10 protein-coding genes are annotated in these 12,389 nt (G+C 73.6%); 4 read left to right on the top strand and 6 right to left on the bottom strand.

Annotated features, from left to right (window positions below; all coding sequences use genetic code 11):
* Positions 1-117: 117 nt before the first annotated feature.
* Complete coding sequence (locus QUV83_RS08805; protein ID WP_289563948.1) at positions 118-999, top strand: class II glutamine amidotransferase; 882 nt, start codon at positions 118-120, stop codon at positions 997-999.
* A 37-nt stretch (positions 1,000-1,036) separates the two neighbouring features.
* Here the strand turns inward: QUV83_RS08805 and QUV83_RS08800 are convergent, their stop codons facing one another.
* Positions 1,037-1,420 carry a hypothetical protein gene (locus tag QUV83_RS08800; protein WP_289563946.1) on the bottom strand — a complete coding sequence of 128 codons (384 nt, stop codon included), beginning with the start codon at positions 1,418-1,420 and terminating at the stop codon, positions 1,037-1,039.
* Between the two features lie 249 nt (positions 1,421-1,669).
* Here QUV83_RS08800 and QUV83_RS08795 point away from each other — a divergent pair, with 249 nt between their 5' ends.
* Positions 1,670-2,065 carry a hypothetical protein gene (locus QUV83_RS08795; RefSeq protein WP_289563945.1) on the top strand — a complete coding sequence of 132 codons (396 nt, stop codon included), beginning with the start codon at positions 1,670-1,672 and terminating at the stop codon, positions 2,063-2,065.
* Between the two features lie 19 nt (positions 2,066-2,084).
* Here QUV83_RS08795 and QUV83_RS08790 read toward each other — a convergent pair whose 3' ends face one another.
* The 4 genes from QUV83_RS08790 to QUV83_RS08775 form a co-directional block, all read right to left on the bottom strand.
* Positions 2,085-2,459 carry a hypothetical protein gene (locus QUV83_RS08790; RefSeq protein ID WP_289563944.1) on the bottom strand — a complete coding sequence of 125 codons (375 nt, stop codon included), beginning with the start codon at positions 2,457-2,459 and terminating at the stop codon, positions 2,085-2,087.
* Positions 2,440-3,318 carry a signal peptidase I gene (locus QUV83_RS08785; RefSeq protein ID WP_289563943.1) on the bottom strand — a complete coding sequence of 293 codons (879 nt, stop codon included), beginning with the start codon at positions 3,316-3,318 and terminating at the stop codon, positions 2,440-2,442. Before QUV83_RS08785 ends, QUV83_RS08790 begins: the two co-directional genes overlap by 20 nt.
* A 16-nt stretch (positions 3,319-3,334) precedes the next feature.
* Positions 3,335-4,015, bottom strand: coding sequence for a TasA family protein (locus QUV83_RS08780; protein WP_289563942.1), 681 nt, complete (start codon positions 4,013-4,015; stop codon positions 3,335-3,337).
* A gap of 74 nt (positions 4,016-4,089) precedes the next feature.
* Complete coding sequence (locus tag QUV83_RS08775) at positions 4,090-6,078, bottom strand: putative bifunctional diguanylate cyclase/phosphodiesterase (RefSeq protein ID WP_289563941.1); 1,989 nt, start codon at positions 6,076-6,078, stop codon at positions 4,090-4,092.
* Positions 6,079-6,256: 178 nt separating this feature from the next.
* Between QUV83_RS08775 and QUV83_RS08770 the strand changes: the two genes are divergently transcribed.
* Entirely contained in the window at positions 6,257-6,982 is a 726-nt protein-coding gene (locus tag QUV83_RS08770) for a PilZ domain-containing protein (protein ID WP_289563939.1), read from the top strand.
* Positions 6,983-7,052: 70 nt separating this feature from the next.
* Here QUV83_RS08770 and QUV83_RS08765 read toward each other — a convergent pair whose 3' ends face one another.
* Positions 7,053-10,472: an EAL domain-containing protein gene (locus QUV83_RS08765; protein ID WP_289563938.1), complete on the bottom strand. Its 3,420-nt coding sequence runs from the start codon at positions 10,470-10,472 to the stop codon at positions 7,053-7,055.
* A 313-nt stretch (positions 10,473-10,785) separates the two neighbouring features.
* Between QUV83_RS08765 and QUV83_RS08760 the strand changes: the two genes are divergently transcribed.
* Positions 10,786-12,291 carry a DEAD/DEAH box helicase gene (locus tag QUV83_RS08760; RefSeq protein ID WP_289563937.1) on the top strand — a complete coding sequence of 502 codons (1,506 nt, stop codon included), beginning with the start codon at positions 10,786-10,788 and terminating at the stop codon, positions 12,289-12,291.
* The last annotated feature ends 98 nt before the right edge of the window (positions 12,292-12,389 follow it).

Genomic DNA, 12,389 nt, shown 5'->3' with positions numbered 1-12,389 from the left:
CCCCGTCCGGGCGCGCCGCGGGGTCCCGGGCCGTCCCGCTCGCGCGACGGCCCGGGACTTGCTGCACTGGGGGAGGGCAGCGGCGTCCAGCGTGCCTGCCCTGAGCGGGGGGATGACATGTGTCGACTGTTCGGCATGCACACGGGCAAGGAGCCGGCGCACGCGACGTTCTGGCTGCTCAGCGCACCTGAGAGCCTGTCGCAGCAGAGCCGCAAGGAGCCCGACGGCACCGGTGTGGGGGTGTTCGGCGCCGATGGCCGGGCCATCGTCGACAAGCAGCCGTTGGCGGCCTACGAGGATCGGCAGTTCGCCACGGAGGCCCGCGACCTCGAGAGCCGCACGTTCGTGGCGCACGTGCGCTACGCGAGCACCGGCGAGAACGCCCTCGTCAACACCCACCCCTTCGAGCAGGACCAGCGGCTGCTGGCGCACAACGGGGTGCTCGAGGGCCTCGACGTGCTCGACGCCCGGCTCGGCGAGCTCGGCGCCACCAGCCTGGTGCGCGGGCAGACCGACAGCGAGCGACTGTTCGCGCTGATCACCGCCGAGGCGCGTCGCAACGGGGGAGACGTGGGCGCCGCCATCGTCGCCGCGCTGACCTGGATCGCCCAGAGCATCCCGGTGTACGCGGCCAACATCGTGCTCACCACCGCCACCGAGCTGTGGGCGCTGCGCTACCCCGAGACCCACCCGCTCTACGTGCTGGAACGCGGCGCGGGAGGCACAGAGGGCTCCGCGCGCCTCGAGGCCCGCACGCATCGGATCAGCGTGCACAGCGAGGCGACGAGCGAGCGCCCCTCGGTGATCGTCGCCACGCAGCCGATGGACTCCGACCCGGGCTGGCGTCTGATGGGCGCCGGCGAGCTGCTGCACGTCGGCGAGGACCTGGCCGTCCACAGCAGCGCGCCGCTGCCACCGCAGCCCGCGCACCCGCTCACCCTCAAGGACCTCTCGCCGCACGCGGCGAAGTCCCAGCAACCGGCCGCGACGCCGTCATGACCGGCACAGGCCGGGCGGGCGGGCCGCGCCGGACGCGTCACTCCACGTCGGTGGCCGCCAACCGGAGCGTCTGCGGCGAGGTGTGGGGCGCCAGCGGGTACAGGTCCTCCGACCAGTCGGTCAGCACCACCGTCTCGTCGTCGGGGAAGCCGGGCATCGCGGTGAGCCGGGAGACCAGCTCCGCGATCCGCTCGACGCCGCCGTCCATGCTGATCGCCTCGCCCCCGGCCAGGATGTCCACCACCAGCGGCGGCTCGCCGTCGTCCCCGCCGATCTCGGCCTGGCCCAGCGACGGGTCCACCGTTCCGACGGGGGTGGGGGTCCAGACGGCTTCCGGCCACGCCTCGCGGATCACGCCGAGGACTGTGTGGGCGTCGAACGTGTACGGGCCGTCGACGACGGCCACCATCACCTCTGCCATGAGCACCGCCCCGTCGCCAAGAGCCCTGTCCCAGTCGCCGGACCAGTTCTCACGCCGGTCGGGCGGGACCTCGTCTCCCCAGTCTCCGCCCGCGACGGCGCTCGGGCGCGCGCGACTGCGCAGGCCGCCCGCGGGACGGGGATGGGGTGAGCCACCCGCACGGGTGAATGTGACGGTTCGAGGTCTTCGCACCGGCCTCCGGTCCTGCCACACTGCTGACACGGTTTCAGGGGGCAAAGGGGGCCTAAGGTGACAGATCATGCGGGCGCGAGATATCGACCATCGCTGCGCTGGGACATCCCGGCGCCGCTGAGCCTGGGCACCCGGGAGATGCTCGCCGAGAGCCTCGACGCCGTCTTCACGGATGAGGACACGCCGCGGGCCCGACCGACCATCCGCACCGACGTGCAGGTGGTCGTGGTGGACCTCGCGACGTCGTTCGCGATGATCGCCCACTTCAGCGCCGCCCCGGCGGCCGAGCGGACCCGGGTGGCGGACGTCATCTTCGACGTGAACGACGCGCTCGCATTCGCCCGGCTGCCGGCCGCGACGGGGCCGTGGGAGATCGTCGTGGGCTCCGCCGAGGTGCGGCAGGGCTACAAGGCGTTGGACCTCGACGATCCGTGCTGGTCGGCCGTCGACTGAGCGGGCGCGCGGCACGGGCTTAGCGCCGGGGGCGGCCGCCCTCGGTGGCGTCCGGCGTGGGCGCCGGCCAGTTCCCGGGCGGTGAGTCCGCCCCGGAGCCCGGGCCCGCGCCCGTGCTCGCCCCCGTGGGCGTGGGGGTCGGAGTCGGGGCGGTGGCCGGGGCGTCGGGACCCGCTCCGGGCTGGGCGCCTCGGGGCGCGGAGAAGTCGGGCGCGGTGGAGAACGACGCGGACGCCGACTCGTCGTCGATGAACACCGCCGACGTGGAGTCGATGACCAGCGGGGCCGCCAACGCCGCCACGGCGAGCGCGCCAGCCGCCACGAGCCGGGCCGCCCGCCCTCGCCCGCCGCGCCGCCGCCCGCCGCGCCGCAGGTCAGTCGAGGAGCAGGTCACGGTCGTCCTCCTCAGTCGGGCGGCCGCGGCGCGCGTCGCCGGCGTCGGCGAGCCCGCGGGTGAGGGCCCGTTCGCGCAGCACGGACATCAGCTCCATCGTGGCCAGCGCGAGCAGGGGCGGGGTGAGCATCGTCAGCCTCCCCGTGGCCGAGCGCGCCCACTCGAGCACCCACCCCCAGCGGGGGTAGACGTCCAGCACCACGCCCCGCACCCGGGAGAACGGCGTCGCGTCCGGGTCGGGCTCGGCGTTCGCGTCGCCCTTCGTCATGATGTACGGCCGGAGCACCGGCTCGCCCGTCGCCTGGTCGTACGTCGTGACCATCTGCCCGGTCGCCTCGTCCTGGCGCATCACCGGCAGGTAGTGCATCGAGACGATGCGGTGCGTGACGAGGTGGTCGGAGCCCTGCGGCCAGAACGACACGACCTGCCCCACCTTGAGCTGCGACGGGTCGGTGAGCCGGCGCATCACCACCGCGTCGCCCGCGTCGAACCCGCCGGACTGGCCCCCCGACATCGACCCCGATGTCACCACGAGCACCTGCTGATGGTGCAGCTCGAACCACAGCGGCACCGCCAGCGACGTCGCGTAAGCCGTCGAGAACAGCACGACGACCCCCCACAGCACGCCCGTGACGACCCGCCGCCAGCGCGCCGTGGGGGTGGCGCCCGCAGCCCGGGCCGCCGCATCCGCCCGCGCGGCCGACCAGCGCGCGTCGGCCGCGCCGCCGGACCACCGGGTGGACTCCCCACCCGGCGGCCCGGTGCGCGCGGCGAGCGCCAGGTACTCGGGCAGGTCCGTGGGCTCGGGCTCCACGTGCCTGCGCCGGGCCTCGCGCCGAGCGAGCTCGATCTGGATCATGCGTGCTGCTGCCTGCTCACGGGTTGTTGGTCGTCTGCTCCGCGTCCAGGCGCAGCGTGAGGTTCGCCGACGTGGCCTGCGCCTCGTTCGGCGTGTCGATCGGCAGGTCCACGCGCACGCAGAGCTGCTCGGAGGCGTCGGCGGCGATCAGCACCCGGTCGCCGGGCTGCTGGCCGGTCGCCACGTCGCCCACCAGGGCCACCGGCTCGACGGCGGTGCTGAGCGGGCCGCTGCCCACCTGGGAGCCCGCGGCGCCGATGAGCTCGGCGCCCATCGAGTCCGTGGCCGACCGGGTGCACGTGTCGAGCGCGTACACGCGCAACTGCAGCCACTCCGTCAGCGGCGCCGTGCCGCCGTCGGCATCGGTGGTGTCCTCGGCGATGTAGCTGACCGCGTAGCGGTACGCGAGCGTCCCCGAGTTGGTGACGGTGAGCGGCGCCACCAGCACGTCGCCGGGGGCCAGGCCCTCGCTCGGCACGGTGAACGTGAGGTCGCCCGTCGCGAGGTCCACGGTGCCCGTGGTGATCTCGCCGCTGTTCACGCTGCTGTTGTCGGTGAAGACCGCGGCAGTGGCCATCGCCGCGATCCCGGTGCCGGCCAGGGTGAGGATCGCGACGGTCGTCACCAGGCGGCGGCGTCGGGCGACGTCCTGCTGTGGCGGGACCGGGTCGATCATCTCCTGGAGGAGCTCGTCCATCTGAGAACCCTTCGTGGGTGGTGTGTCGGTATTCGGGTGATCGGCACGTCATTCAGGCGACTTGAGGGCCGCCGTCATATTCGTCCGGAAATTGTGGGGGCCAGTCGGCCGTCGGCCGCGAGCTCGCTCGGGGGCCGCGCGGCGGAGTACCAGAACCCCTGCGCCTGGTCGACCTGCAGCCCGCGGAGCAGGTCGGCGGTCTCCGCGTCCTCGACGCCCTCGGCCACCACGGACAGCCCGAACGAGTGCGCTAGGTCGACCATCGCCTTGACCACCAGTGCGGAGCCCTCGCCGGCCACCAGGTCGGTGACGAAGAGCCTGTCGATCTTCAGCACCGCCACCGGCAGGTCCAGGAGCTGGGAGATGGATGTGTTGCCGATGCCGAAGTCGTCGATCGCGACCCGCACCCCCACGTCGGCGAGGCGCCGCAGCACCGGCACCACGCGGGACGGGTCCGCGACGAGCGCCGTCTCCGTGATCTCCACCTCGAGCAGCTCTGGCGGCACCGAGTGCTCCTCGAGCAGCGACTCGATGAGCTCCACCACCGTCACCTCGGTGAGGTCGTGCGCGGACAGGTTGACGGCCACCGGCAGGCACACGCCGTGGGCCCGCCACCGCGCGATCTGCCGCACGGAGGCGCGCAGGGCGAACCTGGTGAGGTCGTGGATGAGCCCCGACTGCTCGGCGAGGGGGACGAACAAGTCGGGCGGCAGCAGCCCGCGGGTCGGATGCCGCCAGCGCATCAGCGCCTCCAAGCCCACGGTCTCCCCGGTGACCAGGTCGATCTTCGGCTGGTAGTGCATCTCCAGCTCGGCGCTGGCGGCGAGGGCACGGTGCAGGTCGCCGAGCAGCACGAGCCGCGCGGGGGAGGAGTCGTCCTCGTCGGGGGAGTACAACGCGACGCCCAGCCGGTGCGTCTTGGCGGTGTACATCGCGACGTCGGCCATCCGCATCAGCGTGGTGCCGTCTTGGGCGTGGTCGGGCAGCACCGCGACGCCGATCGACGTGTCCACGTGCAGGGGCAGGTCGCCGAGCGGGAACGGCGTCGCGAACACCCCGCGCACCCGGTGCGCGAGCTGCTCGGCGTCGGCGGGCGAGCGCACCCCGGGCAGCAGCACCGCGAACTCGTCGCCGCCGAGCCGGGCCACCAGGTCGTCGTCGCGCAGGCACTCGCGCAGGCGGCTGGCGACCTGCTCGAGCAGCTCGTCGCCCCGGTCGTGGCCCAGCGAGTCGTTGATGTCCTTGAACCTGTCGACGTCCAGCAGCACCAGGCCCACGCGGGTGCCGTCGGCGTTGGCCTTCTCGATCGAGCGGTGCAGCCGGTCGGCGAGCATCCGCCGGTTCGGCAGCCCGGTGAGCGAGTCGAGCAGCGCGAGCCGGGCGTTGTCGAGCGCGGTGGACTGCAGGCGCCGGGACGTGGTGCGCACCGTCCGGAACAGCAGGATCCACAGCAGTCCGAGGCCGCCCACCACCACACCCGTGACCAGCCTGCTCGCCGAGGCGAGCGCCTGCGCCGTGCCGGTGTAGTCGAGCCGCACCTCGGCGGCGCCCACCACCGTGCCCTCGACGCGGGTGGGCACGTACACGTTCAGCACCCTGCGCTCCGTGCCGCCCAGCGAGTCGCCGTGCACCTCGGTGATGACGCGCGCGTCCGGCGTGCCCCGCAGCGCCGTGTCGAGGCGCTCCCAGTCGGGGAAGCCGGTGGCGGCGGCGTCGGAGTCGTACAGCACGCCACCGTCGCGGGTCCACAGCCGCAGGCCGACGAGGCGGTCGGAGAACCCGGTGACGGACTCCGCGACGAGCTCGCGCTGCGCCGGCTCCAGCAGGCCCAGCGTGTAGGCGTCCTGCGGGAGGGACGCCCCGGCGTACTGGGCCACGGACTGCGCGGCCGCCGCGCCCTCGCGCAGCGCCTGCTGCCGCAGCACCGTTCCCGTGGTCAGGATGAGGGCGCAGCCGAGCACGAGCATGGCGACGATGCTGACCACGGCGAAATAACGGGTCAGCGGCCACCGGCGGCGGGGGGACGGCACCTGGACCTCACGGGACGGATCAGGACGGATCACAAGGGAACGGTCGACCGAGGGTACGGCGTGCGGCGGCCCTCTGGGGGCAGCGGGCCTCGGCGCGTCGGTTTCACCCGCCTGGGGTGCGGGGCGCGGACACCGGCGCCCGGTAGCCTCGGGATCTCCTATCGCCCCTGCGTGAGCCATGTGCGCGCGCAGCATCACGGACGGGGCCGCCATGCACGAGCTGGCCACCTGCACGGTCCATGCCGACGGCGGCGCCGCCGTGGCGGGCTTCGTGCGCGTCTTCGACGGCGACATGATGATGATCGGCGTGGAGGTCCCCCCGCGCGGGCTCGAGCCGGGGGTCGACGTCACCGTCGAGGTCCTCGACGAGGTGCGCGGCGAGTGCCTCTACGCCGGGTACCTGTCCCGGGTGGGCGCGGACGGCATGGACATCGCCGACGTCGCACTGGTCTCCACCCTGCAGAAGCGCGAGGTGGTGCGTGTCAGCACGCATGTGGCGTGCACGGGCACCGCGATCGCCCGATGGACCGACCCGCAGGGCGCCCCGCGCGCCGCAGCCGCCGAGCCGGCGCCGGCCGCCCCCGCCGAGCCGGCGGCCGACGCAGAGCCGGACACGTCCGACGCCCCGGCCGAGCCGGCGGAGGAGCCCGTGGCCTACGAGGGCAACCTCGCGTTCACGATGCTCGACATCAGCGCCCACGGCATGCGGATCCTGTCGCAGGCCAGCCTCCAGCCCGGCCAGCGCATCCGCTTCCTCTACGAGGAGCTCCCCGAGCCGATCCTCATCGAGGCGGTCGTGGTGCGCGCGCAGCAGTCCCGCACCGGCACGCACTACGGCTGCCGGTTCCTGGGGCTGACCAGCCGCCAGACCGACGCGCTCTTCCGGCATGTGCTGCAGACCCAGGGAGCCCAGCGCCGCGAGCGCATGCGCATCTGACGACGCGCGCCGCGCCCCATGTGACGACGCGCGCCGCGCCCGGGCTGGCCCGAGAGCGACGCGCGTCCCGTCAGAGCCCGTCAGCCCCGGGATGAACGGCGGGGGCTGCTGTCGGCAGCGTCCGCGCCAGCGCCTCGAACGAGTGCCCCAGCAGTTCCGCCGCCCGGCTGCCGGTCACCGCCCGGTCGAAGAGGTACCCCTGCCCGACGCCGCAGCCGACCTCGCGCAGCACCGCGAGCTGCTCAGGCGTCTCGATGCCCTCCGCGATGACCTCCAGGCCCAGCGCCGTGCCCATCGCGACGATGGCCCGCACGAGCTCGCGGTTCTGGCCCCCGGCGGCGAGCTCCTGCACGAACGACCTGTCGATCTTGAGCGCCTCCACCGGGTACCGGTGCAGGGTCTGCAGCGACGAGTGCCCGGCGCCGAAGTCGTCGATGTGCAGCCGCAGCCCCGCGGCGCGCATCCGGGACATGAGCTGCTGCGCGAGCTCGGGCCGCCGCATGATGACGCCCTCGGTGACCTCCAACGTCAGGCAGCACGCGTCGAGCCCGTTCTTGGCCAGGTTGGAGCGGACGTGGTCGACGAGCCCGGCGTGCCAGAACTCCCGGTCGGACAGGTTGACGCTCACGTTCACGGGCCTGTCGTAGACGGCGCGCCACGCGGAGATCTGCCGGCACACGTCCTCGATGACCTGGCGGCCGAGGCGCACCACGAGCCCGGTCTCCTCCATGAGGGGCAGGAACTCCCCGGGCAGCAGGACGCCGCGCTCGGGGTGGTTCCAGCGCACGAGCGCCTCGAAGCGCTCGAGCGGGCCCTCGTCGAGCAGCACGATCGGCTGGTAGTAGACCTCGAACTGGCCCAGGTCGAGGCCGTCCTGCACGGCGCCCTGCAGGCGGACGTGGTGCAGGGCCTCGGCGTGCATCGTCTCGTCGAAGTACGACTGCGTGCCCGGCTCATGCGACTTCGCGTGGTACATCGCGGTGTCGGCGTCCCGCAGCACGTCGTCGGCGTTGTGGTAGTCCACGGCGGAGGACGCGATGCCCAGGCTCGCGGTGACCCACAGGGCGTGCCCCTCGATCTCCACGGGCCGCGCGAGGCTGTCCTGGATGCGGCGCACGATCGTGGGCACCGTGTCGGGGTTGGCGCCGTCGAGCAGCACCGCGAACTCGTCGCCGCCGAACCGGGCGGCGGTGTCCTGCCCGCGCAGCACTGTGCGCAGCCGGTCGCTGACCACCTGCAGCAGCCGGTCCCCGGCCTGGTGGCCCAACGAGTCGTTGACGACCTTGAAGCGGTCCAGGTCGAGGAACACCACGGCGAACGGGGTGCGGTTCTCCTGCCAGCGGGCGACGCTGCGCTCGAGCCGCTCGAGGAACAACCGCCGGTTCGGCAGCCCGGTGGCGGCGTCGTAGAGCGCGTTGCGCCGCAGCTTCTCCTCGAGCCGCTTGCGGTGGTCGATGTCGCTCACGGAGCCGAGGAGCCGCTGGGCGCCGACGGCACGATCGCTGAGCGGCATCGTCCGCACCAACAGCCACCGGTACTCGTCCTCCTGGGGCCCGCGGTAGCGCAGCTCCACCTCCGCGAGGCTCTTCTGCCCCGTGATGACGGCCTGGACCTCCCGGGTGAGCTCCGCGAGGTCGTCGTCGTGGACGCCGACGCGCCAGTCCAGCTCGTCATCGGGGGACAGCCCCAGCAGGGAGCGGCACCGGCCGGTCATCGTGATGCCGCCACCGGCGTGCTGCCACTCCCACAGGCCCTCGTTCATGGCGCGGGCCAGCAGGCCGTAGCGCTCCTCGCCGCTGCGCACCGTCTCGGCGAGGGACTCCTGGGAGAACGCCGCGCACAGCAGCGCCGCCCAGTGGTTGTACGTCTGCCGCTCGGACACGGTGTCCACCGGCCCGATGACCGCGAACCAGCCCCAGTCGTCCTCGGCGGTGCGCACCGGCACGACGAACACGACGAGGTTCGAGGCGGGGTCGGACGCGGCGACGAACTCCTGCGGCGGGAAGGACTGAACCGGCACGACGCTGCCCTGGAGGTCGCCCAGGAGCCCCTGCGGGTCGTGCACGCCCTCGATGACCAGCTCGTCCATCGTCTCGCGGTTGCGCCAGGTGCCGAGGATGGCCGCGCGCAGGTGCGATCCGGCCAGCCAGCTCAGCCGCCGCGGGTCGGACGTGCCGTGCCCGAGCAGCTCCACCCCGACGCCGTACTGCTCGTGCAGGGAGTCCTGCAAGTCGTGGGAGCGGTCCAGGTACATCCCGGACTGCCGGTGCCACAGCACCGCTGACGCGCGCGCCCCGACGGAGACCAGCAGCGCCTCCAACGCGGGGTCCGCGTCGACGGACGCGGCTGTCTCCCGCACGAACTGGGAGATCGCCGTGTCGATGTTCTGCAGCACCGCGGGGACGGTGATGTCCCGGATGAGCGGGTCGAGGATTCCCTGCAGGCCCTCGGACGCGGGCGCGCGCCCCGAGGCCACGACCTCCCGCACGCAGGCGACAAGCGCCTCGTGGGCCGCGGGCACGGCCTGCTCGTCGGGCAGGACGACGAACCAGTCGCGCAGCGCCGCGTCGATCCGCTCGAGCAGGGCGCCCTCGATGTCCGCGGCCGTGGCCTCGCGCGTGGCCCCGGCGAGCAGCGGCTCGCAGCCGCAGGAGGAGCGCAGGGCGAGGTGCGCGGGCTCGACCGAGTCGGGCTCAGGGGCCTCGCCGGTCAGCAGGCCGCGCATCAGCGCGCCCGCGCGCATGCCGAGCCGGTCGAAGCGCTGGCTCACGCTGGACAGCGGAGGCGTCGTGTAGGCGGAGCCCGCCGCGTTGTCGAAGCCGATCACCGCGAGGTCCGACGGCACGGCGATGCCGGCGGGCGGCAGCAGGGGCAGCAGGCCCATGGCATTGCGGTCGGTCGCCACGACGATCGCGGTGGGGCGCTCCTGCGGCTGCTGTCGCACGAGCCCCTGGGCGATCTCGGCCCCGCCGCGCTCCACGTTGTCGCTCGCCGGGTAGTAGTGGCTGGGGTCGGGGGTGATCCCGTGCGCCAGCAGCGCGTCGTGGTACGCCGCGTAGCGCTCGCGGATGTCCGACTGGCCGAGGTTGCCGCCGAAGCCGATGCGGGTGTGCCCGTGGCCGATGAGGTGCTCGACGGCCGCGACGATGCCGCCCTCGTTGTCGGGCATGGCGGCGGGCGCGTCGAGGCCGTTGAAGCGGTTGCTCGCGAGGACGAGCGGCTTGCCCGCGGCGAGCACCGCCTCCATGTGGTGGCGGCGGGTCGCGGTGGAGATCGCGATCACACCTCGCGCGGCGTCCATCCCGACGTGGCTGTGGAAGGGGGGCGGGTCCACCGACGTCTCCGTGATGCTGCCCGCGTCGAGCGTCTGCACCACGATCAGGCGATCGTCGTGGGCAGCCGCGTCACGCGCGACGCCCGCGATGATCGAGCCGTGATAAAAGCCGGCTGTCCAGGGGGTCAGCACAAGGACGGTGCTCGGGGGAGCCACGGTGGTGTCCTTCCGGTCCGCAGAGCTCCGGCCGGGGCGCCGGTGCTCGTCCTCCTATCGGTTGCGCCGTGGGGGAGTTGACGGGCGTTGAGCCGAAACGGCCGCTTCTCACCCGCGGTCTCACCCGGTCGTGGCGGGCCCCCGCGAGGGTCCCCGGGCGCCCCGTGGCACGGCGATGTGCGCGAGTGAGGCACAATGGACATGTAGATGCGCGGATTCGAGCGCGTCCGACGTCGTGGAGCACCGGCGGGGCCAACCCGCAAGCCGCCGCGAGCCCCGACCGTTCCCAACCGCCGGAAAGGCGCCTCTCTTCATGTCTTCCTTCTCTGCCCTCGGTGTGCCCGAGACCCTGACTGCCGCGCTCACAGCGCAGGGCATCACCGCTCCGTTCCCCATCCAGACGGCCACGCTGCCCGACACCCTCTCGGGTCGGGACGTGCTCGGACGGGGCCGCACCGGCTCCGGCAAGACCCTCGCGTTCTCGCTGCCGATGGTGGCGCGCTTGGCCGCCTCCACCGGCGCCCGGCGCCCGGCCCGCCCGCGTGGCCTGGTGCTGGCCCCCACCCGTGAGCTGGCCACCCAGATCGCCGCGACGCTGGAGCCGCTGGCCCGCGCCGAGCGCCTGAGCCTGACCACCGTGTTCGGCGGCGTCTCGCAGAACCGCCAGGTCAGCGCCCTCAACGGCGGCATCGACATCCTCGTGGCGTGCCCCGGCCGCCTGGAGGACCTCATCAAGCAGCGCCTGGTCACGCTCGAGGGCGTCGAGATCACGGTGCTCGACGAGGCCGACCACATGGCCGACCTGGGCTTCCTGCCCGGCGTGAAGCGCCTGATGGACCAGACGCCGAAGAACGGCCAGCGGATGCTGTTCTCCGCGACGCTGGACAACGGCGTCGACCAGATCGTCAAGCGCTACCTGCACAACCCGCTGACGCACTCGGTGGACTCCGCCGAGTCGCCCGTCGCGAAGATGACCCACCACGTGCTGGCGGTCTCGGACGCCGAGTCCAAGCGCCTGGTGATCAACGAGCTGGCCTCCGGCACCGGCCGCCGGGTGCTGTTCACGCGCACCAAGCACCAGGCCAAGAAGCTCGCCAAGGCGCTGACCGCGACGGGCATCCCCGCGGTGGACCTGCACGGCAACCTCAGCCAGCCGGCGCGTGAGCGCAACCTCGAGGCGTTCTCCTCGGGCTCGGTCAAGGTGCTCGTCGCCACGGACATCGCGGCGCGCGGCATCCACGTCGACCACATCGAGCTCGTGGTGCACGTGGACCCGCCGGCCGAGCACAAGGCGTACCTGCACCGCTCGGGCCGCACCGCCCGCGCCGGCGAGGGCGGCGACGTCGTCACGGTCATGCTCCCCGAGCAGGCCGGCGACGTCCGCACGCTGACCCGCCTGGCGAAGATCACCGTCCAGCCGCAGCAGGTCCGTCCCGGCTCGGCCCTGGTGGCCCGCCTGGTCGGCGAGGTGGCGCCGCATGTCGAGCCCGCCCCCGTCGCGGTGGCCGAGGCCGGCCGTCGGGGCGGCGCGCCGTCGCGTGACGGCGCGGCGGGCGGCCCGTCGCGTCGCCGTGGTGGCCGCGGCCGCTCCGGTGGCGCCGGGCAGGGCGGCGGCCAGCAGGGCTCCGGCTCCAGCGCCGGCGGCCAGGGTGGCGCGCGCGGCCGTGGGCGTGGCTCCTCGGCCGCCCCGCAGCGGTCCGCCACGGGCGGCTCGCGTGCGGTGCACTCCACCGCGACGCCGGGCAGCGGCTCCACGGGCCGTGGCGGCGCCGTGGCGATGTCGATGGGCGCCGCCTCGGGTCGCCGTCGCTCGCGCTGACCCCAGCACTCCCAGAGCCTGCCTCGGCAGGGGCCGTCGCGCCCCGCCGGGGCAGGCTCTTGTGCGTCCGGGCCCGGAATGCGCGGGCCGCGCACGCG

This window comes from Cellulomonas cellasea (assembly GCF_030372105.1).
Classification (GTDB): Bacteria; Actinomycetota; Actinomycetes; order Actinomycetales; family Cellulomonadaceae; genus Cellulomonas_A; species Cellulomonas_A cellasea_A.
Note: the sequence above shows the minus strand (reverse complement) of the source record. Positions and strands in the feature narration are given on the sequence as shown.

Coding starts and splice junctions, on each gene's coding strand:
- QUV83_RS08805 (WP_289563948.1), top strand. CDS start 118: ATGTGTCGACTGTTCGGCATGCACACGGGCAAGGAGCCGGCGCACGCG.
- QUV83_RS08800 (WP_289563946.1), bottom strand. CDS start 1,420: ATGGCAGAGGTGATGGTGGCCGTCGTCGACGGCCCGTACACGTTCGAC.
- QUV83_RS08785 (WP_289563943.1), bottom strand. CDS start 3,318: ATGATCCAGATCGAGCTCGCTCGGCGCGAGGCCCGGCGCAGGCACGTG.
- QUV83_RS08780 (WP_289563942.1), bottom strand. CDS start 4,015: ATGGACGAGCTCCTCCAGGAGATGATCGACCCGGTCCCGCCACAGCAG.
- QUV83_RS08770 (WP_289563939.1), top strand. CDS start 6,257: ATGCACGAGCTGGCCACCTGCACGGTCCATGCCGACGGCGGCGCCGCC.
- QUV83_RS08760 (WP_289563937.1), top strand. CDS start 10,786: ATGTCTTCCTTCTCTGCCCTCGGTGTGCCCGAGACCCTGACTGCCGCG.